We start from the raw sequence: 25,726 nt of genomic DNA, 5'->3' as shown, positions 1-25,726 counted from the left end.
AATTCAAACCTTGTGGGTAAATTGATGCGACGTTTATCGACTCAAGATCAAAACTTCAAGCAAGCTTTTGCTGACTTGTTAGCTTTTGAAACTGTAAGTGATCCTGAACTTTTAAAAACCGTAGATCAAATCATCGCTGATGTTCGTCAGCACGGTGATGCTCATGTTCTAAAACTTACCCAACAATTCGATCGACATCCAGCGCATCAATTTTCAGATCTAGAATTAACCCAAGCAGAACTAAAAGCTGCATTTGAGGGTTTAAACTCGGAAGTGCGTGAAGCACTTGAGTTTGCCGCAGAACGCATTCGCGAATTTCACCAAGCGCAAAAACAAGAAGGCTGGACTTATGTTGATGCTTTGGGTAATACCTTAGGTCAAAAAGTAACCCCTTTAGATCGGGTGGGTATTTATGTGCCTGGGGGGTTGGCTTCATATCCATCTTCTGTATTGATGAATGCTGTACCAGCTCATGTGGCAGGTGTACCTGAAATTATTATGGTGGTTCCAGCACCAAATGGTGAGTTGAATCCATTGGTATTAGCCGCGGCTTATTTGGCTGGTGTGACACGTGTATTTACTATTGGGGGGGCGCAAGCAGTTGCTGCCTTGGCTTATGGTACAGAAACAGTTCCATGTGTAGATAAAATTACTGGACCCGGTAACCGTTTTGTCGCTGCTGCGAAACGTGCAGTGTTTGGCCAAGTTGGCATTGACATGATTGCAGGTCCTTCAGAAATTTTGGTGTATGCTGAGGGTGAAAATGATGCGAAATGGTTGGCAATGGATGTATTGTCCCAAGCCGAGCATGATACCGTCGCTCAAGCCATTTTCATTACGCCTGATGAGCAACTACTGAATGAGGTTGCTCAAGCCGTAGAAGAGCATTTAGCCGTATTGCCGAAAGCTGAAATTGCACGTACTTCAATTGCAAATCGTGGGGCTTTGGTCTTGGTTAAAGACCGTCAAGAAGCGATTGATCTTATTAACCAAGTAGCACCAGAGCATCTAGAACTGTGTCTAGATGAAGCACAAGAAATGGCAGAAGATATTCGCCATGCAGGTGCAATCTTTATGGGACGGTACACTCCAGAAGCGATTGGTGACTATTGTGCTGGGCCAAACCACGTTTTGCCAACTTCAGGTACAGCGCGTTTTTCATCGCCACTCGGTGTATATGATTTTCAAAAACGTTCAAGTTTGATTTTGTGCTCTAAAGCAGGGGTAAAACCGCTGGCAAAAACCGCTGATATCTTGGCTCAGCAAGAGAGTTTAGATGCTCATGCTCGCTCAGCACGCTACCGTTATCAAGATTAGGTTTGATATTCCCTTCTACATCTCATATGGAGAAGGGAGCATCTTGAGCAGACAGAACTCTAGAGCTTGAGTTTAATATGATTTGTCCAAAGTCTGATTTACAGTCTAAATAAGGTTTAGGTAGAGTTAGAACAGCAATGTTAGAGATGTATGCAGGATTCAATCCATCAAGCAACATTAAAAACTTTTGCCTCAGCTTAGATGAGTAGTCTTGGACACAAAAAGATAAGAGAAATGAAGATGTCAATCACTACTGAACAAATGCGTTTTTGGAGCCCTGAAGTACGTGAATTAGAACCGTATGTACCAGGCGAGCAACCCAAAATTCAAAATTTATTAAAATTAAATACCAATGAAAATCCATACCCACCATCCCCGAAAGTCGTAGAAGCTGTTCAAGCGGTACTAGTAGATTCTGCGGATGCCTTACGTTTATATCCAGATCCTGATGCTTCCGCTTTAAAGCAGGCGATTGCTAAACAACAAAATGTTGCATTGGAAAATGTTTTTGTCGGAAATGGTTCAGACGAAGTTTTGGCACATATCTTTAAGGCTTTTTTTGTCCAAGATAAACCCATCCTTTATCCTGATATTACCTACAGTTTTTACCCTGTTTATAGTCAATTTTTTGGTGTCAAAACCAAAGTTTTACCCTTGAATGATGCTTTTGAGATTGTGGTAGATGATTATAAGCAAGCCAATGGCGGCATTATTATCACTAATCCTAATGCACCAACCAGTATTGCCTTAGGTTTGCAAGCCATTGAAGAAGTCTTGCAAGCCAACCCTGATTCAGTGGTGGTAATTGATGAAGCTTATGTCGATTTTGGTGCTGAATCTGCTGTTAAATTAGTGGAAAAATATGAGAATTTGGTGGTTTGCCAAACCACATCTAAGTCTCGTTCACTGGCAGGTTTACGTGTTGGTTTTGCCATTGCACAACCGCATTTAATTGCTGCATTGGAAGCAGTGAAAAATAGTTTCAACTCTTATCCAATGGATCGCTTTGCGATTGCCGCAGCCGTGGCCTCTTTTGAAGATCAGACCTATTTTGAACAGCAATGTGAAAAAGTCATTCGTAGTCGTGAAAAATTGGTTAATGAACTACAAGAGATTGGTTTCGTGGTATTGCCATCTAAAGCCAATTTCATTTTTGCATCTTTACCGAATAAAGATGCAGGTGAGTTAGCTGCTGAATTACGTGCGTGTGGCATTATCGTGCGTTATTTCAATAAGCCACGCATTAATCAATTCTTGCGTATTACCATTGGTACCGATGAGCAAAATCAGCGTTTGGTTGAAACCTTAAAGCAAGATATTCTGGCTTAAGATTGCGGCTTCTGCCATGTGTTGAGCAAATCCAGCATGGCAGAAACTTTATCAAAACATTCTTGATATTCAGCATCGCAGTCAGAGGCAATCGTGATGCCACCGCCTGCCCACAAAGAAATATCTTGTTGATATTTCTGAATAGAACGAATCAAAATATTCCATGAACCTGTGCCATTAAAATTAAAATAACCCAAAGATCCACAATAAGCCCCACGTGGCGCGCCTTCTAATTCCTCAATAATTTGCATGGCACGAATTTTAGGTGCACCTGTAATGGAGCCACCAGGTAGCGCTGCCAATAACACATCTAAAGCTTTTACGTTTGGCTTCAGGGTTGCTGTAACCTCACTGACCATATGATGAACCTGATTAAATGATTCAATTTCAAATAATTTAGGTGTTTTAACTGTACCCGTTTCTGCATAAACACTTAAATCATTACGTAACAAATCTACGATCATGACATTTTCAGCCTGATCTTTAGGAGAGTGTTGCAATTGGTGTTTAGATTGCGCATCGCGCTCTGCATCTGCATAACGTGGCATAGTGCCCTTAATCGGTTTAGTTACCAGTTTTTTTTCTGCTAAAAATTCGATAAAAAGCTCAGGAGAGCAGCTCAGTAATTCGAAGTCTTCAGTTTTTAAATAACCTGAATAAGGTGCATCCGTTAACTGCCAGAACTCTTGTGCCACAGAGAGTAAACGCCCTTCAGCTTGTCCTTTAAATTCTTGGGTCAGGTTAATTTGATAACAATCACCAGCCTTAATATATTCTTGAACTTGTGTAAAAGCTGCTTGATATTGTTGTTTATTCCAACGTGCATGACAGCTTTGAGTAAGCTGTAATTGGGGACTTGACGATGTCGATTCTAATTTATTTTGAATGAATTCGAAAAGTTGTTCAGCTTCTGGCTCATGACTATAAAAATACCAAGCATCATCCTGAAATTTTAAATAAGTTTGAAATACCCCAAGCCATAAACTAGGTTGATTTCTTGAGTGAATATTCACGTGTTGTGCACTGGCAAAATCATAACTGATAAAGCCCATGAGGCCACCCTGAAATCCATCAGAATTTACCTGAATATCTTCGGACTGATTGAAGCTTAAATTTGATTCAATCTGTTCATATTGGTCAATCTGTTTTCTTTGGTAAGTTTGACAGATGCCATTTTTTACACATTCAAATTGATTTGGGAGAAAAGCAATGACCGGGCTTTGATTATTTTTTAAATAAATTAAATGCGGAAGATCATCTAGACGTAGAAGAATTTCTTGAACGTTAACAGGTTGATTGAAAATAATATTTTTGAAAATAGAGGGGGTGGTCATATGCTTAATAAAGCTGGCATTAAAACAATATTTTATATTTTACTCGAATGTGAAAGAAACAACATAGTAAATACCGTTTGTCGGCAAGATTCAGATTGCGACCAACAGCAGTTGAACAAAAAATAACAGACCTATAACGTTATGGGTGCCAACGGATCACTCAAGGAACTATGTACTGTTGTCGAAAAACAAATAAAACAACAGATACATCGAGTGGTTGACATTAAAGAAAAAGAATACTCTTGGGAGAGTGGAACATGAAAAAATTGACTAAACTTGTTTTAGTTTCTTCAATGGCTATTAGCGCGAATGCGATGGCTATGCAAGCAATGGATGATGCTTCATTAAGCGCGGCAACGGGTCAAGATGGTTTAAATATCGGTATTGGCATTTCTAAAGTCGAAATTGAAAAATTATTCATTCATGACAATGACGGTCTTGCAACAGCGGGATTGGGTGGTACTTCAACTGCTGGTGCCATTGTAATTAAGGGTAATGGTACAGGTGCTACGGCAACCAAAGGTATTGTGATTGGTGCTAACTATGATAATGCGGGTGCATACTTACTTGCTTCACGTAACCTTGCAGATTTAACGATTGACACTGATGCAGGTACTTCAGGAACAGGTGGTGCATTCCTGAACATTGGTGCACAAGTTTCTGGCTTAGATATTAAAATTGGGGAAATTGGCGTAACAGGTTCAGGTGCGCTTCCAACAGCAGCTTCAACCAACATTCGTCGTGGTGGAGATGATGCTAACTACAATGCAATTTTATCTGGTTTATCTTTAAAAACAGGTCCTATGTCTGCCAATATTCAATTGGGTGCAGCACCACAAGGGGCGATGGTTAAGTTGAATGCGAGTATGATTGGTGGTTTAGAAATTACTAACCTCGGTATTTTGGATAATTCAACAAAACAAGGTACGGGTGATGGTACTGCTGGTAACCGTGCAGCAGGTCAAATCTTCGTTGACAGCATTAAAGTTGCGGATGCTAATGCGAAAGATTTAACCTTGAATCAATCAATCAGTGTGATTGGTACAGAAGGTGCAAACAAAGGTTATTTACGTATTATCAGCTCTAGCGGTGCAGTAGATAACTATGTGAAAGGTGTACATTTGGGTAGTCAAGCTGCCGCATCAATTGGTGATGTGGAAGTACAAGGTTTACAAACCTATTTCAGCCCATCTTTAGGTGTTTACACACCAGGTGCAGTGATTACGATTTCTGGTCACTAATCCTTTCGTAGAAAAAGCGCGTGAATTCACGCGCTTTTTTTTTACAAAAAACCATTCAGTTCATCTAAAAATGTAAGAAAAAGCTGTTTCTTTTTTGAAAAAACAGGTATGTTGTCAAAATACAAGGAAGTATAGAGTTTTTACTCTAGAAAAATAATAAATTTCAGGCACGTCATGCCGAACACCAGAAAGTTAGGGAATATGTTAGAGATCGCATTGGGCTCGGCATTGATGTATTATTTTGCCACACAAGCCTTTGAAATAAAAGAAAAACCTCCTGAGGCAGTTTATTACACTGAAACATTGGATTCACGGCAAGATTCCTTTACCCGCATGCACCGTGAAACCGTTCAAATTCAACCTGCATTAATCGATCAATTTCGTGGCATTGTACGTCAAGCCTATGACTATAGCTGTGGATCTGCTGCCTTAACGACGCTGCTCAATGGTTATGTTGGCACACAGTTGACGGAACAACAGACCATGACTGGCTTACTTAAGTTCGGTGAGTCTGAGCGGATTATTGAGCGTCGCAGCTTTTCACTACTGGATATGAAGCGTTTTGTTGCTGCACTTGGTTTAGAAAGCGGGGGGTATAAAGGTGAATTCTCAGATTTAGTTGCGCAAGGACAGCCAGCCATTGTTCCAATTTCTTATGCGGGGTTTAAACATTTTGTGGTGTTTAAAGCCTATAAAGATGGCCGCGTTTATGTGGCAGATCCTGCATTGGGAAACATTAGTTTTGATGAGGAACGCTTTAAACAAGTTTGGGAAAATAACACTTTATTTCTAATTAGTGTTCCACCAGAACAACGTAAAAATTTATTGGCATTACAGGATAGTGATATGCGCCATGTTGAGGATGCAACAGTAAACCGTTATGCACTGGTTGATATTCAATATCCTCAGTTTTATATGGAAAAACTGGCGGATCGTGGGGCAACGATCTCAAGAATTGTCAATAATAACCCAGAATCAGAGATGAACGGCCAATATGTCGATCAACATTTACGCCTATATTACAAAAGCAAATAGAGCGGTTTAAAGCAAATAAAAAAAGAATAGAGTGGACGGAAATGAAAAATCAATGGATGAATAAAACTTTATTGGTGCTGAGTATTCAAATTTTGATGGGGACTGCTTATGCAGCCGATACGACAGCTGAAACACAGGGAACAACCGTTGGAGCTCAAGAAACAGCAGTTGCATCAAGTGTAGAAACCAATACTACACCACCACAACAAGCTTCGAGTGCCTTGCAACAACAAGAAGGTGATGCGACTAAACAGACCAATCTTGAAGAAGTATTTACTTCAAATGAGCGTCAATATTCTTTAATTAAAAAAGGGGATATTTCTGCATTTTATGATGTGGATTATACCTATTATCGCGATACCCAATTAGATTTAGAAATGGCACAAGGTAGTCTGTATCAATTACGCGTACAGGAAAATGCCAGCCACACCTTGACCAATACTTTTACTGTACAGTACGGGATACTCGATAATTTAACTTTCACGGCTTCATTACCTCTCGTTGCAAAGACGGATAATTTAAAAGATACCTCTACCGCAGGCTTAGGGGATATCTCTTTAGGTACACGTTGGGAACCGTTCCCGCTTAAAACTGGACGTTTACCTTTAATTTTATTTGGAAACATCTCGACCAAAACAGGCGATAGTCCTTATGAAATTAATCCAACTTCCGACTTAGCTACTGGTAAAGGTTATTATTCAGCAGGTGTAGGTGCCAGTACACGTAAGTATATTGATCCTGTAGTACTTTTTGCTTCTGTATCAGCGAACTATGGTTTCAAAGAGTCAGGTTTAGATCAGCGTCGTGGTCCGCGAGTCATTGAAGAATTTGATCCTGGTATTAGCGGAGGTTTTTCATTCGGTTTCGCCTATTCATTTAACTATGATGTGTCTATGACGATGTCATACCAGCAGAGTTTCAATACGGGTGCAGAATTTACATATACCTCGGGTGAAAGTTACTCACCAGCCGATCAGACCAGTTCAACCTTTGCGATTTCATTGGGCGTACGTGTGTCACCAGAAACCATTGTGAATGGCACCTTAGGCATTGGCTTAACTGAAGATGCACCCGATGTCTCTTTAGGTTTGTCCTTCCCATTAGATATTGCAGGTTTCGGTAAAAAAATCAGCTAAGAGGGCAGTCGCATGTACAAGGTACGACTTAGCCCGTTAGTTTCAGCGATAGTTTTATCGGGCTGTTCAAGTATGGCTTTTGCTCAACTCGGGCAAAATTTGTCAGTAGATATTCGATCACTTGCGATGGGGAATGCGGTCACAGCCGATCCTCCAGGGGTAAGTGCGGTACATTATAACCCTGCGGCATTGACGAAAATTGAAGGTTTGCAAACCGATGTACAGGGGATTCTGGCAGACTTTAATATCAAACGTCAGTATTCAGTACCTGAAGGCTATAACGTTTTTGGTTATTCAGATGACCCTTTGGTGTGTAATGATGGTCCTGAAGTGGCTTCAGACATCTGTACAGATTACAAAGGCTCTGTAAATGGCGATGTAGAATATATCAGCCTGTATGTGCCTTTTTTAAAGAAAGTCGTCGATTTAGGTGAAGGTATGCCTATGCTTGCACCAACAGCGGGTGCAGCATATAAACCGCCTGGTTCGAAAACCACTTTTGCCACAGCATTTTATGCACCCTTAGTGGCTGGATTTGGTGCAGAAAATGGCAATCCAAGTAACTTTATGGGACAACAGGTGGCATTGGAGCGCTTTACCTATTTGTCACCATCGATCGCCTATGAAGTCAATGATGAACTTTCCATTGGTGCATCTGTGGGCATGTCTTATCAAGCTTTTGCCTTAAAAACAGATTTGCGTTTCCCGAATGAAATGATTGGGATGTTACGCATGATTGATGAGGTGGTTTGTACCCCATTTAAAGACAACTCGGATGTGATTACCGATATTTTATTACTCGGGATTTGTAATGCTCAAGAAGGAATGAATCCATTTGGCCGTTTTGGTCGGATGGAAGTCGCGATGGAGCAATCATTGAGTCCGAGTTTTAACCTTGGGGTGATGTGGGAACCCACCGACGAATTTAGCTTTGGTATGGTGTATCAAAGTGCTTCAAAAATGCGTTTGAAGGGGAAATACACGATTGATAACTCAAAAGCGCCACGTGAATTAATCAATGGTTTGATGTCTTCGCCTACAGGGCAGATTCTTGCGGCAATTTTAGGCTTTCCGCAAAGTATTCCTGCGACTGAATCAGGTCTAGTGTCGATGGATTTTGAATATCCACAGCATATTCAGGCAGGGATCAAATATATGCTTCTGCCCGATTTACAAGTCAATGTGGATGTGGGCTGGACAGATTATCGCGCATGGGACAAGTTCAAATTTGAGTTTGACCGTTCTATCTCGGCATTAAAAATTGCCAAACTCCTTTCGCCAGAGATTACTGACAACAGTTTGTCATTGCCTTTGAAGTTTGATTCACCTTGGAACTATGGCATCGGGATTGAATATTCGGCAACTGATCGTTTGAAGTTGCGTGCTGGATATGAACCAAGAACCAGCGCCATCCCTGATGACAAACGAAATACCATGGTGCCTATTAATAATGCGCAATTATTTGGTTTGGGTGTGGGTTATCGCTTCGATGCCGATACAGACTTAGATTTATCCATTGGTTATTTACGCAGTAAAGACAGTATTCCTGCCAATACCAGTACTTTATCGAACCAAACTGGGGTGAATAATATTTTACTCAACCCATACGCGGGCTTAAACGTAAAAACCGAAACCAATATCACTATTTTAGGCTTGAGTTATCGTACAAAATGGTAAGACAAAACAATAAAGCTAAGCGGTTTACGTGGGTGTCATCATCGACTTGGGTTTTATGTGGGATGATGGCACTGTCTGTAAATGCGGGTGAGTTTTATACCATCATTGGGCCAGATGGTCGTCCAATGGTGATTCCACGTGTGCCTGCTGAAACCCAAAAAGTGGAAGCTCAATCTCAGGTTGAGCTTCCATCAAAGCAAAAAACAGAACGAGAAAAAATGAAAGTAAAGGATGTACCGTCTGTTCAGGTGGTTCAACCGATGCCAAAAGTACAAGTTGTTGTACCACCAACTGTTGCCGTTGAAAAAGTTGAATCTCAAGTAAAAACTAAACCTCAACTTGCTGAAGTGCAAAAAAATCCTGTCGTAGTACAGTCAGAAATAGTTGATAAAAGTAAATCTATTCCATCAACAGATCATGCAAAAATAATAAACGATGTTGAGCCACAAGTCGCTGTAACAGCAAAATCTACTGAAATTCCAAAACAAGTGAATGAGCAGCTCAGTCAGCAAATTACCACGCCTCAAACACCGCCTGTGGAATTTGTTCAATCCGCTGTAACTCAGAAAGCAACTTCTGCACAGGTTGAGCGAGCACTTCATAAAATTGAAACCAATGTGGCCATTGAAAAAGCCACACAATTAAAAAGCAAACAAGAAACCAGTTCGATGTCTTCCGAACCCTTGCAAGATGGATTTTTAGACATCAATGGGGATCGTTATGTGAAAAATGAATATTTAGAAGGGAAAGAATTTAATTTAGAAAATAAAAAACGCTTTTATGTCATGCCTGAAGGTGTGATGGATAAAGAATTAGGTCCACCTCGTTTGCAAGTGGTTGAACGTGAAAAAGGGGTGAATCAAGGTGTACTTGACCGATTATTTAAGAAGAATAATCCAGTTGAAAACTCAGTGATTACTTTATCGACCCAGTATTATCCCATTGCAAAAGATCAAGTGGTACAGAGTTTGGGGCAAAGCTGTTATCGCGATAAAAAAATACAAAAAGCAAAATTACTCAAAGCTCAGCAAGACGTCAATTTATGGCCTCACCAACCGTTAAAGGACCATTTTGATTATGAAGTGGTGGAAGTGCAGACGGGCATTAAAAATGTGCAACTCAGTTCTTATGCCTCAAGTCAAAATCAACCGAGTTATTACTGGCCTTTTGTGGCTTTTCTGGATGAGTCTGGTTGTGTCATTGAAGGCGTGACTGGTTTTAAAAATCAGGACCGTGCCGAAAACAAATATCGCCATGCTGTGATAGACGGCATGTTACAGCTACCTGCACAAACTCGATATATTTTTATGACCCCTTTACTTTCAGCAGTGGATGTTGAAGAGCAAGCATTAAGCAATCAAGGACAAATCAAACTGACCGCGGTTCGTTAGTTAGAAAAATAGAGTAATAGGAATGAAAAATAAATATTTATTAACCATCGCACTTTCAACGTTAATGTCAGGACTAACGGCTTGTGGTGGGGAAAGTGCCAATATTATTCCAGAGAAAAATAATAACAGCACGGTGAATGGCAGTTGTACTGCGGGTGCGAGCAATTGTATTCAGTTCGCACTGGATTATCCTTTTGATGGTTTAAATTTTTCCTGTAGTAGTGATACGCAAAATACCTTTGTGACTTTAATGGATTTGAAGAATGGCGTTGCCACAGGCACTTGTAATTATAGTGATAAAGTCAATGTGTTCTTATTGGGTAAAGCGGATAAACGGATTGCTTTAGGGTCTTTCCCAATCAGTAATATTGCCTTGGTCAGTACCGATCAAATTCCGCGTTTGACGGTATTAGATATTGCTAAAGGGATGACTAACCGTGATGCGACTGTACTCGATCCAAGTGATGCTACAGTCAAAACAGCCATGAACTTGGTTAAAATTATTCAAGCATTGGCTTTACAGCAAAAAAGTATAAACACGAAAACGGATATTCAAGCGCTGTATATGAATGATTCGATCCGTGAAAGTTTAGATAAAATTACCAGTTCTGTAACCGCACAACAGATGGTGAATGGAGAGTACGCCGCCATCATTAAACCGTGGTTGGATGTCTCAGTCATTTCAGATGCAGAAGCTTTTGCAGTGGTCAGTCAATTATTGAATATTAGCAATGCAGCGGTATATCAGCCTGAATTTTCTCTATTCTCGACATCTGGCAGTGTGATTAGTAGTTTAACAGGGTCGGATGGTTTAACTGGTTGTAATAAAGACGTTTGTGCTGCGAATGACACGACCACTAAACATTTGTTTGGGCATTTTATGTTGTTGACGGACCGTCAAGGCTATACCTTCGGCAGCGGTTTGCAATGGAGAGGTTTGGCAAAATCAGGACTGACTTCGATAGCCGGAGTAAATGCCGAATTACTCCGGAGCTATAAACCCACCCGTATGACGGCATTGCCACAAAATCATTGGATTAACCCGCTGAATAAACGCATTGATCAAAATTATTATATTAGTGTGGATGACCCGAATTCTGATGATCTGATTATCAATCAAGGGAAGCTGTATAACGATTATATGATTGCGGGTAAGGAAAAATTCTACAAACTACTGACACAAAAAACTACGGTCACTGCTGAGGACTTGAAAGACCTCGGACAATGGCAACAGCGTTATGGTATCTCAGATACGTTTAAAGGTTCCTTAGATCTTTTTAAAGTTTATCCAATTACCTATTTAGATAAACAAGTATTTAAATCGAGTAATAATGTCTCAACTGGTGAAAATTACATTTTCCCATTGTATGCAGATTTAACGTTCAAATTCACCGATACCAGTGTACCAAGTCTAAAATTAGGTATTGTGATTGATGAGAAAGGCGACATACGAACCAATATGAAGCCTGCTGCGACCGATACTGATATGAGTACAGGAAGCTGTGATACAACAGTGAGTAGTAATCTGAAAGACAGTAATGGTGTGCAGCAATATCGCTTAGGCACAACATCACGTGCATTTATTGATGATCGTGCCATTTCTATTCGTATGATTTTAGGCGATGAAGCATTAAAGTCAGTCAATGGTGCTTTGATTGGCGTGAACTCAACTATTCAAATATCTGCCACAGGTGAAAAAATCGTGGTGGGTGGTGCTTTAGTTCACTTACAGAATTTATTAAATGCATCGACGGGAAGTACAGGGCGTATCACCTTTACCGACTCTGCTGGTGGTGTAGTCAAATGGGCGAACAGTTATGCCAGTTTTCAAAAAGTATATAATGCCAATAATACCGATGAAACGACGGATGACACCGCTTTAGCGAAATTAAGTGGCGGAACTTTAGAAATGAGTTTGGCGCCTTGCTATAGCGTTAAAGCCAAAAGCTAAATCTCGAGATTCTGAATAAAAAAGCCGATTCAAACGAATCGGCTTTTGTTTTTATCAATGCATTAAGCTGGTTTAGCCAGTATGGTCTAAGCGTGTACCTAAGGTTTCTAAATGTGTAATAAACTGATTGGTTTTTCGATCGGCAAAATAGTGCTTAAGTGTTTGTTCTACACTTGGGAATGCTAATTCTGTCCATGGAATTTCATGTTCTTCAAACAGGCGACATTCAATACTTTCTTCACCTGCACCAAAAGTTCCATCGACCAGTTGGGCTTTAAACAACACATAAATTTGCCCGATACGCGGAATATTGTACATGCAGTAAAGTTGCTCAATTTCGACTTCTGCTTGTGCTTCTTCACGAGTTTCACGTGCAGCACCCTGTTCCATGGTTTCAAAGAGTTCCATGTAACCTGCGGGTAAGGTCCACAAACCATAACGTGGTTCAATGGCACGGCGGCAAAGCAAGACTTTATTGTCCCAGAGTGCTAAAGCACCACAAATGACTTTGGGATTTACATAATGAATATGACCACATTCTGTACAAACGCGACGTAATTGATGATCGCCAAGTGGAATTTTTTCAGTCGTTTTATGTCCACAATTTCCGCAGAAGTTCATATTCATCGTCAATGATAAAGTTGCCACTCAGCATAACTGAAAAAAACAAGTTTGACATCTATTCTCTCCAATCCGATCAAAATTCAGCTATGATGAAATGAAGAAGAATAGAGGTGAGTGATATGGATAATCGTTCATTAACACATATATTACAACAGCATTTAAGATTTTCGACCCGTAAGCGAGAAGCTGAAGCTGCCGTGTTAATTGCGATTACTGATGAAGCTGACCCAAAAGTGCTTTTAACCCGCCGTTCGGTGTATTTATCTAATCACGCAGGAGAAGTTTCTTTTCCTGGGGGTAAAAGAGACCCGCAAGACACCAGTAATATTGTGGTCGCGCTAAGAGAAGCGCAAGAAGAAACGGCTTTAAACCCGTTTGATGTGCGCTTGCTTGGGGATTTACCTATGCAAAAAGCCCGTAATGGTATGTTGGTCAAACCGATTGTTGGGCTTATTCCCCCTCAGGTTGAACTGATAGCTCAGCCTTCAGAAATTGATCGAATATTTTTTGCTTCTCTACAAAATTTGATGGAAGCACCGCCAACGCCACATGAAGTCCGTTATGCACAACAGTCTTTGTATTTTCCCAGTATGCGGGTTGAAGATGAAATTGTCTGGGGGCTCACGGCAAGGATGCTCATTTCACTGTTTCAGTATGGATTGAATTATCAAAAAGAATGGCCTTTTTTATTAAATTCGCCATTATTCTATGCCCAGCAGGCATTACTCAAAACCAAAGGACGTAATTGAACATGATGTACAAATTTGCCGGACATGCACCCAAAGCCACGCATGTTCCTTTTGATGGTTGGGTGGCGGACAACGCAACTGTAATTGGTCAAGTTGAATTGGGACAACAGGTCAGTGTTTGGTTTGGGGCAGTGATTCGCGCAGATAACAGTCGTATTCACTTGGGCGATTTTACCAATGTACAGGAAAATGCGGTCTTGCATACCGATGCGGGTATTCCAATGCACATTGGAAATTACGTCACTATTGGACATCAAGCCATGTTACATGGCTGTACGGTGGGCGATAATTCTTTAATTGGCATTAACGCGGTGATTTTGAACAATGCAGTAATTGGGAAAAATTGCATTATTGGAGCAAATGCCTTGATTCCAGAAGGTAAAGTGATTCCAGATAATTCATTGGTGATGGGGTCACCTGGTAAAGTGGTGAAGACACTGGATGCTAATGTTGAAGCGAAGTTAAAACTCAGTGCATTGCATTATGCTGAACATTATAAGAAATTTACCCAACTGGAAGTTTTTGAGTTCTAACAAAAGCGTTGATTTTTAAACCAAGCCGATGCTTGGTTTTTTTGTATCTAAATAGGGAAATTCTCGCGTCCAAGAATTGAGTAGAGTATGATAGCCCTCGTTTTTTAAGATAAAGTTGAAGCAAGGTTGAGCATGAAATTGCTGGCATTAGAAACAGCCAATGAACAATGTTCTGTTTCTATCGTAGATGAAAATCAAGAGCTGTTTTTCCAATTAGATACGCGTGCAAAGGCTCAAACGCAAACCATTTTACCAATGATTGAGCTGGGCTATGCTCAATTAGGTGTAACGACAGAAGATTTAACGGTGATTGCTTTTAGTCGTGGTCCAGGTTCATTCAGTGGTGTGCGCATTAACGCCGCTGTTACACAAGCACTCGCTTGGTCACATGATTTGCCTGTAATTCCTGTATCAACTTTACAAGCTTTAGCGCAAGCTGCTTATCGTCTGCACGGTTTGACGGCTGTGACCGCAGTACTTGATGCACGTATGAATGAAGTATATATCGCGAGTTTTCAACTAAACGATCAAGGCATTATGCAGGCGGTTGATGAAGAACAATTATTAGCCTATCAACAGGCTGCCAGCATCACTCAATTTACCTTGGTGGGTTCAGGTTCAGCTTTAATTCAGCCTGATGCTTTAGAATTTAAAGATGTGGTCGCAACGGCACAAGATATTGCTCAAATTGCACGTGCAGCGGCGCTCAAAGCACAATGGGTCAAGGCAGAAGAAGCCCTTCCAGTGTATTTACGTGATAATGCGTGGAAAAAAATTCCAGAACAAATTAAAGCAACTTAAGGTTAGATATGGATCTTTTATTATTATTTAAAGCGGCCATAATGGGCTTGGTAGAAGGGATTACTGAATTTCTACCAATTTCAAGTACAGGGCACTTAATTTTAGCAGGTCAACTTTTAGATTTCTGGTCGATTGAAAAAAGAGATATGTTTGCGGTTGCCGTACAGATTGGTGCGATTGCAGCCGTAATTTATGAATACTGGGGTAAACTTTGGGGTGCTTTAATTGGTGGTCTAAAAGGTCAAGAACAAGGTCGCCGTTTAAGCATTAACTTAATTATTGCCTCTATACCGATTGTGATTGTGGGTTTAACCTTTGGCGATGTTATTAAAGCTTATTTATTTAATGCGATTACCGTTGCGATAGCCTTAATTGTCGGTGGTTTCATTATTTTATGGGCTGAACGCCGTCCACACAGCATTCAAACTCAGGAAGTTGATGATTTAACTTATAAACAAGCGACTTTGATTGGTTTAATTCAATGTTTAGCGCTATTTCCAGGCACATCACGTTCAGGTTCAACCATTATTGGCTCTTTATTTTTAGGCGTATCACGTAAAGCAGCAGCGGAATTCTCTTTCTTCCTCGGCATTCCCGTTTTAATGGGTGCAGGCTTACTAGATATGTATAAAATGCGAGCTGATTTGCACAGTAATGATATGGCTGTTCTGGCTGTCGGAATTATTGTGGCATTTATCTCTGCACTTATCGTCATCCGCGCCTTGATTCGTTATGTGTCTAAACACGACTTTACTGCATTTGCGTATTACCGTATTGGCTTTGGTTTATTTATTTTGGCAACTTGGTGGACAGGTTGGGTCACTTGGTAATGCATTTATTTACAGAACCTCAGTTTCAAGTTCAGGCACAGCACTATGCGGCTGTGCTTGCATCCCGTAGTGTTGAGATTCAGGTCGAATCAATTGAAAAATTGAATGCGCGTTTTTTACGTTTAAATCCTGAATTGGCATTGTGCGTAGATGAGCAGGGGCTTTGGTTATGTGCCAATGGCATGAAAATGCAGCCCGATTGGCAGGCGGAAATTCCACGTTTAAAACGTGCATCGCTAAAATCAGAAATGATTGCCCGTGCTTGTCAGTTGGCAGAAAAACCACGTTTAATTGATGCGACTGCGGGCTTAGGACATGACAGTTTATTGTTGGCGGCACTAGGTGCAACGGTTACTTTGGTAGAACGCCACCCGATTTTATTTACCCTACTAGAAGATACGCGACAGCAAGCATTGACCGATTCTTATCTTGCCCCGATCGCAGCACGGATTGATTTGGTTTTTTCAGATTCAGCAGATTATTTAAAGCAATGTGCAAAGCAACAGCAGCACAGTGATGTGGTGTATTTAGATCCAATGTTCCCACAGCGTGATCAAAATCAACAAGCCATTAAAAAGCAAGCTCAGGTCAAAAAGCAGATGCAACTGTTACATTTACTGCTGCCAGAGCATGGTGAAATGGATTTGGGGGATCAACTGTTGCCTCTGGCTCAACAGATTGCAAAACGTGTGGTGGTCAAGCGTCCTCGTTTGGCGGTATTTTTGAATGACCAGCAACCCGATACGCAATGGCAGGGGGATGCTTGCCGTTTTGATGCTTACTTTCAGCTTGATCATCAGACCTTAGGATAATTGTTTCAATATTGGGCAAAGATTTGTTATATAGTTAAAAATAATATTGATAAAAAACCGATCAAGCATAAACTAGCTATGCAATAAAGCGAGTAGCACTAGCCACCTGAAAACCTTATGAAGATTGATTTTAAGCCCTCCATTAATTTTTGGCACGATTTTAAAAGCAACCAAATGGCGGGATTGTGGCTGTTTTTGGGTTCACGACGTGCATTACAAATTGTCCATCCTTCAATTTTACAATTGATTTTCTGGGGGATCTTAGGCGGTTGTGCCAATACCTTATTTAGTTGGCTCAGTGCGGGCGAAGTCGGTGAGTTTAACTCGCAAGGTTTGGTCAGTTATGCGCTATGGCCTTTCATTGCACTGATTGTTGGTATTTTTTTATCCCAGCGGGTAAATAATCCACGTTTAATGTTGGTTCCCGCTTTATTGTGGTTGGTTTTAGATACCCATATCGCACTGCTACAAAGTTTTATCCAATATTTGGGCATGATTGATATCCTGCCTTATGCTTTTTATGATTATTTGCCGACCATTTTTATGGTGCTGTTTGTCTGGCAAAGTCTGGCGGTGGTTTGGGTGTTCGCCCGTGAATTAAAATGGCCATGGTGGGAACGTGCGCTGATTATGTTGGCAACACTATTTACTTTGGTGGTGTGGCAGATGTCAGTGAAGAGCCAACCGATTTGGAAAGTTGAAGATGTCCCGCCAACTTTTGCAGAAGATGCCTTTTACGCACAAAGTCGGTTACTGAATAAAAACCTGCAAGCGATTGAATATGGTGAATTTGCTCAGTCACATTGGTACTTCCTAGGGGTGGCAGGCGCCAGTTACCAAGACGTCTTTATGTCTGAGGTAAAACGCATTCGTGAACAATTCGATACACGTTTTGGGACCTTTGGTCGTTCCATGATTTTGGTGAACAATCCTGCGACACGGACTGAAATTCCAATTGCTTCACGAACCAGTATGGAACTGTCATTAAAGCGTATTGGACAGCAGATGAACCGTGAAAGTGATGTGCTTTTCCTTTATATGACTTCGCATGGTTTACAGAATGAATTTGAAATGGAAAATGCGCCACTCGATTTGGCACAAGTCGATCCAAAATGGTTAAGAGATGCCCTAGACCGTTCGGGCATTCGTTGGCGCGTCATTGTGATTTCAGCCTGTTATTCAGGCAGTTTTGTCTCGGCATTACAGAATGATAATACCTTGATTATTACGGCTTCCGCAGCTGACAGAGCTTCATTTGGTTGTTCGAATGAAGCGGATTATACTTATTTCGGTCGAGCTTTCTTTGATCAGGCTATGCGTGAACAGCATTCGATTAAAGATGCTTTTGCTCAAGCCAAAGATACTGTGGCGCAATGGGAAACTGCTCAGGGCTTTGATCCTTCTGAACCACAATGGTCGATTGGTAAAAATATGGAATTGATGCTGCCGCAATTAGAGCAACGTCTGTTCCCACCGACAACAACGACACCGCCAGTTCAAGCGCAAGCGGTTGCGCATACACCTTAAAAAAGGAACCCGAGATGGAATTATTACAAAAAAATCGCTGTTTTGATGGTGAGCAACGCATTTATCGTTTTAATTCCCAAACCCTAAAAGGCGATAGCCGTTTTGCCGTATATTTACCTCCACAAGCATTAGAGGGAGAGGCTTGTCCTGCCTTATTTTATCTTGCTGGTTTAACTTGTACTGAAGAAACTTTTGCCATTAAAGCGCATGCTCAAGGTATGGCAGCACAATTAGGTTTGATTCTGATTATGCCTGACACTTCACCGCGTGGTGATTACGTCGCACAAGGTGATCATTGGGATATTGGTCAAGGTGCAGGTTTTTATATCAATGCAACGCAGGCGCCGTGGGCTGAACATTATCAAATGGAAAGCTTTATTGTTCATGAGCTTTATGAATTAGTGTTGCAACAATTCCCAGTTCAGCAAAACCGTGTTGGTATTTTTGGTCATTCGATGGGTGGGCACGGTGCATTAACTTTAGCATTTAAATATCCTGATAAATTTAAATCAGTGTCAGCATTTGCACCTATCTGTGCACCGACTCAATGTCCTTGGGGAGAAAAAGCATTTTCTACTTATTTAGGTAATGACCAAGCACTCTGGACGCAGCATGATGCCGTCGCGTTAGTGGGTGAAAAAGGCGCTTTATTTAATGAAATTTTGATTGACCAAGGTTTGGATGATCAATTTTATAGCCAGTTGAATCCTGCATTATTCCAACAAGTCTGTGTGCAAGTCGGGCAAACTTTGACCCTGCGTGAACATGCGGGCTATGATCATGGTTATTATTTTATTCAAAGTTTTATGGATGATCATCTTCAATTCCATGCCGTCCAACTTGAATCTTAACTAACTTTTCCAAACGGGCGGAGTTTAACTCCGCTGCCATTCTGCTTTAAATTCTTGCTGTGCCATACGGCTTAAATGATCCAGTACCACTTTTTCCAAGTGATCCATTTTGTCTACGGATGCAGTAATTTCAACCGCTAAATATTCTGTGTGCGGGATAAGGCTAACCTGAGCTTCAGGCATAATAATCTCAAATTGTTGCTCAGATTCTTTCACTTCAAATTTATGTTTCCAGTGATTATATAAGCGCTTAGCGATACGGGCAGATTCTAATGTGGCAATTTGACTGCTACTTTTCATTTTTTTCGACCATAATGTTGGAGCTTTACCATAACAAATTTGCTGCGCTTGAATAGTAGTCCATTGCAACGCAACGTTGCAAAAATGAAATGTCACAGACCTTGGTCGCAGTTTGCTATAATATCGGCATTAAATTCATGAACTCTCAGGTTGATCCATGTCTAAGCCTTATTTAATCGCACCTTCAATTTTATCTGCTGATTTTGCACGTCTAGGTGAAGATGTTGAAAAAGTATTAGAGGCAGGTGCTGACGTGGTGCATTTTGATGTAATGGATAATCATTATGTACCGAATCTTACTTTTGGTGCAGGGGTATGTAAGGCATTAAAAAACTATGGCATTAAAGCTCCAATCGATGTGCATTTAATGGTGTCTCCAGTGGATCGTATGATTGGCGACTTCTTGGAAGCTGGTGCGGATATTATTACCTTCCATCCAGAAGCCACAGATCATATTGATCGTTCTTTACAGTTGATTAAAGCGGGTGGTGCGAAAGCAGGTCTAGTCTTTAACCCTGCAACACCATTACATTATTTGGATTATGTATTAGATAAAGTCGATCAAATTCTATTGATGAGTGTTAACCCTGGTTTTGGCGGACAAAAATTTATTCCAATGACCTTGGAAAAATTACGTCAGGCACGCAAGATTATTGATGCTTCAGGTCGTGAAATTCGTTTAGAAGTTGACGGTGGTGTTGGCCCAGCCAACATTCGTGAAATTGCAGAAGCGGGTGCAGATATGTTCGTTGCGGGTTCAGCTATTTTTGGCAAACCTGATTATAAAGCTGTGATTGATGAAATGCGTGATGAACTTTCGAAAGTAGGTTCAGTCACAGTTTAACGCTTAGAACTAAAATTTGTGCAGGTTGTGGATAACTTTGTGGGTAAGCTTGTAGATATCTATGTAGATAACTATATGGATATCTCGTTTAAACAATAAACAATTTTGCATCAAGTGTTTATCGATTAGACTTTATATGTATAAAAAGAGCACATTCGTGCTCTTTTTTATTGTAATCACGGTTTGAAAAAATAGCTGCTTTATTCAGCTAAGCTTAAAAGTTATACAGATTAAAAAATAATAAATATGAGTAAATTTTTTTATCAACGCAAGATGAAGCATGAGCGAAAAATGAGAAAAAATTGTGTCTAACTGATTTGTTGGGTATGCTGTATAGATGCATTTTGCCGTAATGACCTTCTATCTCTCAATCTAGGATGATTAAGGTGTTGACGAATCTCCGCAGACAGTCTTGGTTTGTGTGCTTCATGGTTTTTGCCATGGGGTGGAGTAGTCTTGTCTATGCATCAGCAATGCCAATGCACGCCCAAATGTTACAACAGCAGTTGCAGCAACAGAGTATGGTGAATGCCGAACTTCTACATAGCCAACACCAAACTGTGCAAAAGAAACAGCCTGATTGTCATAGCGCAGATTCAGTTAAACTACATCAACAACATGCACTACATTCAGATATACAGAAGAACAGTGATTGTGAAAGCCATTTAAGTAGCACAATTCAAGTGAAACAATGTGCTGATTGTGCTCAATTACATTGCCAGACCTTAAGCGTCTGGCTTGATACGGCTGTTACTGATCCACTGCAATATTTTCATGCAGAGACATTAACCAATCTACATAGCCGTTATACGGCTCAGCATTTAATTGGTTATTGGCAAGAAATTTTACGCCCTCCCAAAACTTAACTTTATTCAGAAAGCAGAATTTTTATTAATTTCGAATAAAGGTTAAGTCATGTCTATTTTATTTCGTCAAAGCCTCTTGATTGGGCTATGTGTATTTTCATCATCATGGACCTTTGCCGCAGTCAAGGAATATCATTTGACCATTGATGAAGGGATGGTCAATGTAACAGGCAAGCCACTAAAACGTATTACCGTGAATGGTCAGTTCCCCGCACCCTTGCTTGAATTTGAAGAAGGTGACGATGCGGTTATTCACGTACATAACAATTTAAAAAATCAGGATTCATCTTTACATTGGCATGGTTTATTGTTGCCAGGTTTGATGGATGGTGTGCCTGGTTTTAATGGGTTTAAAGGCATTAAACCTAATGAAGATTTTGTGTACCGTTTTAAGGTTCGCCAAAATGGGACTTATTGGTATCACGCTCATTCTAAAGGGCAGGAACAAGACGGTTTATATGGTGCTTTAGTCATTTATCCGAAAAATAAACAGCCCTTAGCAGCACATGAAAAAGCTGAACGTGATTATGTGGTCATGTTGTCAGATTTTCATGAACAGAAAAGCGATCAAATCCAAAAGAACTTAAAAATCTCCGCTGAATATTATCAGAACCAACGTGAAACTTTGCGTAGTGTTTGGCAGCAAGTTCAGCGTGATGGACTCAAAGCTACATGGTCTGACCGTTCCATGTGGAACCAGATGAGGATGCTGAAAACAGATCTTTCCGATGTGACGGGTTATACCTTTTTGGTCAATGGTAAAACGCCTGAACAAAACTGGACTGGGCTGTTTAAGCCGAATGAAAAAGTCCGTTTACGCTTCATTAATGCTTCAGCCATGTCTTTTTTTGATGTGCGGATTCCAAATTTAAAAATGACAGTTGTCAGTGCGGATGGTCAACCTGTACAGCCAGTGAATGTCGATGAATTTCGGATTGGAACGGCGGAAACCTACGATGTGATTGTTGAGCCAAAACAAGCGAATTATCAGATTGAAGCTGAATCTATTGATCGTTCTGGTTTTGCCATTGCCACTTTGCAGAATGAACTAGCTCCTGTGAAGCCAGCTATACAGATGCCACAAGCTCGACCGCGTGCCTTGTTGAATATGGCAGATATGGGACATGGCAGTGGTGATCAATCTTCTAGTATGGATCATTCAACGATGAATCATGCAGAGATGCAAGGTATGGATCATTCGAAGATGAACCAAGCAGAAATGCAAGACATGGATCATTCAACGATGAACCACGCAGAAATGCAAGGTATGGATCACTCGAAAATGAATCATGCAGAAATGCAAGACATGGATCACTCAATGATGAATCATGCTGAGATGCAGGGTACGGATCATTCACAGCATCAACAGATGACATCGACTCTGAAGAATACTGTGGTTGAAGGTTGGGCAAATGCTTCTACGCCCGCAGGTGATAAGGCCTTGCAATATAGTGATTTAAAATCATTAACCCCACAACCAGATACCCGTGAAGCCAGTAGTGAACTGGTGATTCGTTTAGGCGGCACCATGGAACGCTATATATGGACCATCAACGGGAAAAAGTTTAGTGATGCTGAGCCTTTGAAAGTGAAGTATGGCGAACGTATTCGCATTAAATTTATTAATGACAGCATGATGGCGCACCCGATGCATTTACATGGCATGTTTATGCAATTAGAAAATGGGCAAGCAGCAGTTGATATGCCAAATAAACATACCATTGTGGTTCCACCTGCAAAAACTGTGACGGCATTGCTCACTGCGGATGAACTCGGTGAATGGGCGATTCACTGTCATTTGCTGTATCACATGGGTGCAGGCATGATGAATAAATTGATTGTTGCCAATGTGACAGATGGGAAAGTATCGACCACACCGATATCCAAAGTGAGCCAATCTAAAGCCGAAAACTCAAGTACAGAACAACAAGGAGAGCAACATGCACATCATTAATTTATTACCGAAAATGGTTCTCCTTAGTTCATTATTATTGAGTCAAGTGGCTTTTGCACAGGAACAACAGGTACATACTGCAGATCAGTCCATGACTGAATCAGAAGATCATCAGACGGATCACTCTAAAATGCAGCACCAGATGCAGCATATGGATCACTCTAAAATGCAGCACCAGATGCAGCATATGGATCATGCCAATATACAGCAGATGACAATGCCCGTTAGTTCAAAAGAACCCTCTGCACAAAAACAATCTCGTGATACTCAAAAGAAACAAGCCAACACTGAACAGCAGGGAGATCAACATGCGCAGCATTAATTTATTTCCACAGACTGTTCTGGCAGGTTCTTTGTTGTTGCTGAGTCAATTGACTTTAGCGCAAGCACAGCAAGACCATACCGTGCATCAACAGCAAAGCGAATCACAGGTTCAGCAAGCTGAGATGGATCATTCTGAAATGATGCATGAGATGCCGAATATGCATCATTCCAGTATGCAACCGATGGCATCTTCTAATATGACTTCCGTTCCTGATTCGGTCAAACCAGTACAAGCGTCGCAATTAACTGAGCATTCACATCATCAACAAATTCAAGCTGAATCTTTGTCATCTGAAACCGATCATCAAGTACATGATCATCGGGCAGAACACGGTGCACAGGTTTATATGGTCAATACTTTTGATAATAAATGGTTGGTTGATGAAGGGGGGACAGGCACTTTAAAATCTGAGTTTGAAACCCGCATTGGTACTGATGAAAATAAACTTTTTATTAAAGCACACTTAGATAAGCAGGAATCACATGCGGCCGAATATGAGGTGAAGGCACTTTATAGCCGAATGATTTCAGACTTTTGGGATGTGCAAATGGGTACACGTTACCGTGTCGAAAAAGTCGAGTTAGATCAGCATCGTAAAGATACGGAAGAAAAATGGGATGCCGTAATTGGTTTACATGGTTTGGCGCCGTATTTCTTTGAAACAGATGCCTATTTATATGCAGGTGAAGATCATTATTCAGGCTTTAGTCTCGAAACAGAGCGAGATTTGTTGCTGACACAAAAGCTGATTTTTAAACCCTATTTAGATGTAGAACTTGTGTTTAGTGATGATTCTAAATATGCCAAAAAAACAGGCTTGAGTGGTGTCACAGCAGGTTTGGAAACGCGTTATGAAATGAATAAAAGGGTGATGCCTTATATCGACATTGCGTATGAATATTCAAAAGGTAACGATGCTACACCTTGGCAGGCCGAGAGTGGCTCTGAAAAAGGCTGGCTTTATGGTGCAGGCATTCGTTTCAAGTTCTAAGATCTGAGTTTACTCACATTTTATTCAGTTTAATAAATTCATAAGGCTTTAAAACTTCGGTTTTAAAGCCTTATTTTTTATAGGTGTATTTAATGTTATTGCATTGTAGTTTCGCACCATAAAAGCGCAGTATTGAGTATAATTGAGCGTAATTATAAGGAGGAACGACCTCCCTTGGTGCTTAAACTTTAAAGATGCACCAAGAAAATTCCTCAGGACGACCTGATTTTTGATTTAAATTTGGAGGTCGTCATGGCTTGGATTGTACTTATTTTTGCGGGTATTTTTGAAATAGTGTGGGCATATTCCATGAAGCTGTCAGAAGGCTTTACCCGAATAGGTCCGAGTATTATCACCCTCATTTTTATGATCTTAAGCTTTGCATTATTGGCATATGCGATGCGCACTTTACCCTTGGGTACGGCATATACGATTTGGACGGGAATTGGTGCAATCGGTTCCTTTTTGGTGGGTATTTTTATTTTAGGTGAGCCTGCGACAGCTATGCGGATGCTTGCCGCCATCTTAATTATTTCAGGGCTTGTATTAATGAAGCTTTCATCTTCATAATCAGTCTTATTTTTATTTCTCAATATCGCAGGAGCAGACGCAGACAATGAAACTTGCATTTATGTATATGGCTTCTCCTGTTGGACAGTTAAAATTAGTTGCGCATGATACCGCGCTGGTTGCGGTACTCTGGGAAAATGAAAATCCTAAACGCGTGCGATTGGCCGAATTGGTCGAACAGCCCGATCATCCAATCTTGCTGCAAACACAACAGCAGCTCATGCAATATTTTGCAGGCACACGTCAGCAGTTTGATTTGCCTTTAGATTTTGAAGGAACAGAATTTCAAAAGCAGGTTTGGCAAGCTTTGTTGAATATTCCCTTTGGTGAAACCCGCAGTTATAAAGACATTGCAGAACAATTGGGCAATCCCAAAGCGGTACGTGCCGTGGGAGCAGCCAATGGTAAAAATCCAATTTCCATTATTGCGCCGTGCCATCGGGTGATTGGTTCAAGCGGTAAATTGGTGGGTTTTGCAGGTGGGTTGAGCAATAAAGAGATTCTTTTAAAAATAGAACAACTTCAATAAACTTGATGACTTAATTCTTGAAAATAACTAGTCAAAATGATTGCACAGATTTTCGCACCGCTATTGTCCACATTTTGGTGGATATTATTGCTGTTTATCGTTATAGGCTTTATCAAAGCATTTAAACCTTATTTAAAAGGGAAAATGGGGGAGTTTGCGGTTGTAGCTCATGTCAAACTTTATTTAGATCAAGATCGTTATACACTACT

25 protein-coding genes are annotated in these 25,726 nt (G+C 40.7%); 22 read left to right on the top strand and 3 right to left on the bottom strand.

The window, feature by feature from the left end; all coding sequences use genetic code 11:
* Positions 1-12: 12 nt before the first annotated feature.
* Both hisD and hisC read left to right on the top strand, forming a co-directional pair.
* The gene (hisD, locus tag F4W09_RS16365) at positions 13-1,317 is read left to right on the top strand and encodes a histidinol dehydrogenase (RefSeq protein WP_171285001.1); all 1,305 of its coding nucleotides are present in this window, start codon (positions 13-15) and stop codon (positions 1,315-1,317) included.
* Positions 1,318-1,557: 240 nt separating this feature from the next.
* On the top strand, positions 1,558-2,646 hold the full coding sequence (gene hisC / locus F4W09_RS16360; RefSeq protein ID WP_016167319.1) for a histidinol-phosphate transaminase: 1,089 nt from the start codon (positions 1,558-1,560) through the stop codon (positions 2,644-2,646).
* On the opposite strand, the gene pabB is transcribed toward hisC, so the two are convergent.
* Positions 2,643-3,980 carry an aminodeoxychorismate synthase component I gene (gene pabB, locus F4W09_RS16355; RefSeq protein ID WP_151505410.1) on the bottom strand — a complete coding sequence of 446 codons (1,338 nt, stop codon included), beginning with the start codon at positions 3,978-3,980 and terminating at the stop codon, positions 2,643-2,645. The genes hisC and pabB overlap by 4 nt on opposite strands.
* Positions 3,981-4,237: 257 nt before the next feature.
* Between pabB and filA the strand changes: the two genes are divergently transcribed.
* The 6 genes from filA (at position 4,238) to filF (ending at position 12,411) form a co-directional block, all read left to right on the top strand.
* Complete coding sequence (gene filA / locus F4W09_RS16350) at positions 4,238-5,221, top strand: putative pilus system protein FilA (RefSeq protein WP_016167317.1); 984 nt, start codon at positions 4,238-4,240, stop codon at positions 5,219-5,221.
* 201 nt (positions 5,222-5,422) lie between these two features.
* Positions 5,423-6,256 (top strand): putative pilus system C39 family peptidase FilB, encoded by an 834-nt coding sequence (gene filB / locus F4W09_RS16345; RefSeq protein ID WP_044740841.1) that lies wholly within the window; start codon positions 5,423-5,425, stop codon positions 6,254-6,256.
* Positions 6,257-6,297: 41 nt separating this feature from the next.
* The gene (filC, locus tag F4W09_RS16340) at positions 6,298-7,392 is read left to right on the top strand and encodes a putative pilus system protein FilC (protein ID WP_016167315.1); all 1,095 of its coding nucleotides are present in this window, start codon (positions 6,298-6,300) and stop codon (positions 7,390-7,392) included.
* A 12-nt stretch (positions 7,393-7,404) separates the two neighbouring features.
* On the top strand, positions 7,405-9,069 hold the full coding sequence (gene filD, locus F4W09_RS16335; RefSeq protein WP_104441485.1) for a putative pilus system OmpP1/FadL family transporter FilD: 1,665 nt from the start codon (positions 7,405-7,407) through the stop codon (positions 9,067-9,069).
* Positions 9,063-10,460 carry a putative pilus assembly protein FilE gene (filE, locus tag F4W09_RS16330; RefSeq protein WP_151505409.1) on the top strand — a complete coding sequence of 466 codons (1,398 nt, stop codon included), beginning with the start codon at positions 9,063-9,065 and terminating at the stop codon, positions 10,458-10,460. Before filD ends, filE begins: the two co-directional genes overlap by 7 nt.
* 22 nt (positions 10,461-10,482) lie before the next feature.
* Positions 10,483-12,411 (top strand): putative pilus system protein FilF, encoded by a 1,929-nt coding sequence (filF, locus tag F4W09_RS16325; RefSeq protein WP_151505408.1) that lies wholly within the window; start codon positions 10,483-10,485, stop codon positions 12,409-12,411.
* Positions 12,412-12,483: 72 nt separating this feature from the next.
* Here filF and F4W09_RS16320 read toward each other — a convergent pair whose 3' ends face one another.
* Positions 12,484-13,032: an NUDIX hydrolase gene (locus F4W09_RS16320; RefSeq protein WP_016167311.1), complete on the bottom strand. Its 549-nt coding sequence runs from the start codon at positions 13,030-13,032 to the stop codon at positions 12,484-12,486.
* A gap of 122 nt (positions 13,033-13,154) precedes the next feature.
* Here F4W09_RS16320 and F4W09_RS16315 point away from each other — a divergent pair, with 122 nt between their 5' ends.
* The 7 genes from F4W09_RS16315 (at position 13,155) to fghA (ending at position 19,138) form a co-directional block, all read left to right on the top strand.
* Positions 13,155-13,784, top strand: a complete 630-nt coding sequence (locus tag F4W09_RS16315; protein ID WP_044740837.1) for an NUDIX hydrolase — start codon at positions 13,155-13,157, stop codon at positions 13,782-13,784.
* 2 nt (positions 13,785-13,786) lie between these two features.
* A complete protein-coding gene (locus F4W09_RS16310; protein WP_151505407.1) occupies positions 13,787-14,317 on the top strand; it encodes a gamma carbonic anhydrase family protein in 531 nt (176 codons plus the stop codon).
* A gap of 132 nt (positions 14,318-14,449) precedes the next feature.
* Complete coding sequence (gene tsaB / locus F4W09_RS16305; RefSeq protein WP_151505406.1) at positions 14,450-15,118, top strand: tRNA (adenosine(37)-N6)-threonylcarbamoyltransferase complex dimerization subunit type 1 TsaB; 669 nt, start codon at positions 14,450-14,452, stop codon at positions 15,116-15,118.
* Positions 15,119-15,126: 8 nt separating this feature from the next.
* A complete protein-coding gene (locus F4W09_RS16300; RefSeq protein WP_016167307.1) occupies positions 15,127-15,948 on the top strand; it encodes an undecaprenyl-diphosphate phosphatase in 822 nt (273 codons plus the stop codon).
* Positions 15,948-16,760: a class I SAM-dependent methyltransferase gene (locus F4W09_RS16295; RefSeq protein ID WP_171492453.1), complete on the top strand. Its 813-nt coding sequence runs from the start codon at positions 15,948-15,950 to the stop codon at positions 16,758-16,760. The genes F4W09_RS16300 and F4W09_RS16295 overlap by 1 nt, the downstream gene beginning before the upstream one ends.
* Positions 16,761-16,877: 117 nt before the next feature.
* Positions 16,878-18,287, top strand: coding sequence for a C13 family peptidase (locus F4W09_RS16290; RefSeq protein ID WP_026441181.1), 1,410 nt, complete (start codon positions 16,878-16,880; stop codon positions 18,285-18,287).
* 14 nt (positions 18,288-18,301) lie between these two features.
* Complete coding sequence (gene fghA / locus F4W09_RS16285) at positions 18,302-19,138, top strand: S-formylglutathione hydrolase (protein WP_151505404.1); 837 nt, start codon at positions 18,302-18,304, stop codon at positions 19,136-19,138.
* Positions 19,139-19,162: 24 nt separating this feature from the next.
* Here the strand turns inward: fghA and F4W09_RS16280 are convergent, their stop codons facing one another.
* Entirely contained in the window at positions 19,163-19,438 is a 276-nt protein-coding gene (locus F4W09_RS16280) for a DUF2218 domain-containing protein (protein ID WP_151505403.1), read from the bottom strand.
* Between the two features lie 157 nt (positions 19,439-19,595).
* On the opposite strand from F4W09_RS16280, the gene rpe reads away from it, so the two are divergent.
* The 7 genes from rpe (at position 19,596) to F4W09_RS16245 (ending at position 25,517) form a co-directional block, all read left to right on the top strand.
* Complete coding sequence (gene rpe / locus F4W09_RS16275; RefSeq protein ID WP_151505402.1) at positions 19,596-20,282, top strand: ribulose-phosphate 3-epimerase; 687 nt, start codon at positions 19,596-19,598, stop codon at positions 20,280-20,282.
* Between the two features lie 386 nt (positions 20,283-20,668).
* Positions 20,669-21,148 (top strand): hypothetical protein, encoded by a 480-nt coding sequence (locus F4W09_RS16270; protein WP_215899327.1) that lies wholly within the window; start codon positions 20,669-20,671, stop codon positions 21,146-21,148.
* Positions 21,149-21,302: 154 nt separating this feature from the next.
* A complete protein-coding gene (locus F4W09_RS16265) occupies positions 21,303-23,102 on the top strand; it encodes a copper resistance system multicopper oxidase (RefSeq protein WP_472755570.1) in 1,800 nt (599 codons plus the stop codon).
* Positions 23,089-23,424: a hypothetical protein gene (locus F4W09_RS16260; protein ID WP_151505400.1), complete on the top strand. Its 336-nt coding sequence runs from the start codon at positions 23,089-23,091 to the stop codon at positions 23,422-23,424. The genes F4W09_RS16265 and F4W09_RS16260 overlap by 14 nt, the downstream gene beginning before the upstream one ends.
* The gene (locus F4W09_RS16255) at positions 23,411-24,418 is read left to right on the top strand and encodes a copper resistance protein B (RefSeq protein ID WP_151505399.1); all 1,008 of its coding nucleotides are present in this window, start codon (positions 23,411-23,413) and stop codon (positions 24,416-24,418) included. Before F4W09_RS16260 ends, F4W09_RS16255 begins: the two co-directional genes overlap by 14 nt.
* A gap of 252 nt (positions 24,419-24,670) precedes the next feature.
* On the top strand, positions 24,671-24,988 hold the full coding sequence (locus F4W09_RS16250) for a DMT family transporter (protein ID WP_016167297.1): 318 nt from the start codon (positions 24,671-24,673) through the stop codon (positions 24,986-24,988).
* A gap of 46 nt (positions 24,989-25,034) precedes the next feature.
* Positions 25,035-25,517 carry a methylated-DNA--[protein]-cysteine S-methyltransferase gene (locus F4W09_RS16245; RefSeq protein WP_044740828.1) on the top strand — a complete coding sequence of 161 codons (483 nt, stop codon included), beginning with the start codon at positions 25,035-25,037 and terminating at the stop codon, positions 25,515-25,517.
* Positions 25,518-25,726: the final 209 nt, after the last annotated feature.

It is taken from the genome of Acinetobacter tandoii (assembly GCF_008867985.1).
GTDB classification, from domain to species: domain Bacteria; phylum Pseudomonadota; class Gammaproteobacteria; order Pseudomonadales; family Moraxellaceae; genus Acinetobacter; species Acinetobacter tandoii.
Note: the sequence above shows the minus strand (reverse complement) of the source record. Positions and strands in the feature narration are given on the sequence as shown.

What these genes read in the sequence shown, in the direction of transcription:
- hisC (WP_016167319.1), top strand. Translation starts at nt 1,558, where the DNA reads ATGTCAATCACTACTGAACAAATGCGTTTTTGGAGCCCTGAAGTACGT.
- pabB (WP_151505410.1), bottom strand. Translation starts at nt 3,980, where the DNA reads ATGACCACCCCCTCTATTTTCAAAAATATTATTTTCAATCAACCTGTT.
- filA (WP_016167317.1), top strand. Translation starts at nt 4,238, where the DNA reads ATGAAAAAATTGACTAAACTTGTTTTAGTTTCTTCAATGGCTATTAGC.
- filB (WP_044740841.1), top strand. Translation starts at nt 5,423, where the DNA reads ATGTTAGAGATCGCATTGGGCTCGGCATTGATGTATTATTTTGCCACA.
- filC (WP_016167315.1), top strand. Translation starts at nt 6,298, where the DNA reads ATGAAAAATCAATGGATGAATAAAACTTTATTGGTGCTGAGTATTCAA.
- filD (WP_104441485.1), top strand. Translation starts at nt 7,405, where the DNA reads ATGTACAAGGTACGACTTAGCCCGTTAGTTTCAGCGATAGTTTTATCG.
- filE (WP_151505409.1), top strand. Translation starts at nt 9,063, where the DNA reads ATGGTAAGACAAAACAATAAAGCTAAGCGGTTTACGTGGGTGTCATCA.
- filF (WP_151505408.1), top strand. Translation starts at nt 10,483, where the DNA reads ATGAAAAATAAATATTTATTAACCATCGCACTTTCAACGTTAATGTCA.
- F4W09_RS16320 (WP_016167311.1), bottom strand. Translation starts at nt 13,032, where the DNA reads ATGAACTTCTGCGGAAATTGTGGACATAAAACGACTGAAAAAATTCCA.
- F4W09_RS16315 (WP_044740837.1), top strand. Translation starts at nt 13,155, where the DNA reads ATGGATAATCGTTCATTAACACATATATTACAACAGCATTTAAGATTT.
- F4W09_RS16310 (WP_151505407.1), top strand. Translation starts at nt 13,787, where the DNA reads ATGATGTACAAATTTGCCGGACATGCACCCAAAGCCACGCATGTTCCT.
- tsaB (WP_151505406.1), top strand. Translation starts at nt 14,450, where the DNA reads ATGAAATTGCTGGCATTAGAAACAGCCAATGAACAATGTTCTGTTTCT.
- F4W09_RS16300 (WP_016167307.1), top strand. Translation starts at nt 15,127, where the DNA reads ATGGATCTTTTATTATTATTTAAAGCGGCCATAATGGGCTTGGTAGAA.
- F4W09_RS16295 (WP_171492453.1), top strand. Translation starts at nt 15,948, where the DNA reads ATGCATTTATTTACAGAACCTCAGTTTCAAGTTCAGGCACAGCACTAT.
- F4W09_RS16290 (WP_026441181.1), top strand. Translation starts at nt 16,878, where the DNA reads ATGAAGATTGATTTTAAGCCCTCCATTAATTTTTGGCACGATTTTAAA.
- fghA (WP_151505404.1), top strand. Translation starts at nt 18,302, where the DNA reads ATGGAATTATTACAAAAAAATCGCTGTTTTGATGGTGAGCAACGCATT.
- F4W09_RS16280 (WP_151505403.1), bottom strand. Translation starts at nt 19,438, where the DNA reads ATGAAAAGTAGCAGTCAAATTGCCACATTAGAATCTGCCCGTATCGCT.
- rpe (WP_151505402.1), top strand. Translation starts at nt 19,596, where the DNA reads ATGTCTAAGCCTTATTTAATCGCACCTTCAATTTTATCTGCTGATTTT.
- F4W09_RS16265 (WP_472755570.1), top strand. Translation starts at nt 21,303, where the DNA reads ATGGTCAATGTAACAGGCAAGCCACTAAAACGTATTACCGTGAATGGT.
- F4W09_RS16260 (WP_151505400.1), top strand. Translation starts at nt 23,089, where the DNA reads ATGCACATCATTAATTTATTACCGAAAATGGTTCTCCTTAGTTCATTA.
- F4W09_RS16255 (WP_151505399.1), top strand. Translation starts at nt 23,411, where the DNA reads ATGCGCAGCATTAATTTATTTCCACAGACTGTTCTGGCAGGTTCTTTG.
- F4W09_RS16250 (WP_016167297.1), top strand. Translation starts at nt 24,671, where the DNA reads ATGGCTTGGATTGTACTTATTTTTGCGGGTATTTTTGAAATAGTGTGG.
- F4W09_RS16245 (WP_044740828.1), top strand. Translation starts at nt 25,035, where the DNA reads ATGAAACTTGCATTTATGTATATGGCTTCTCCTGTTGGACAGTTAAAA.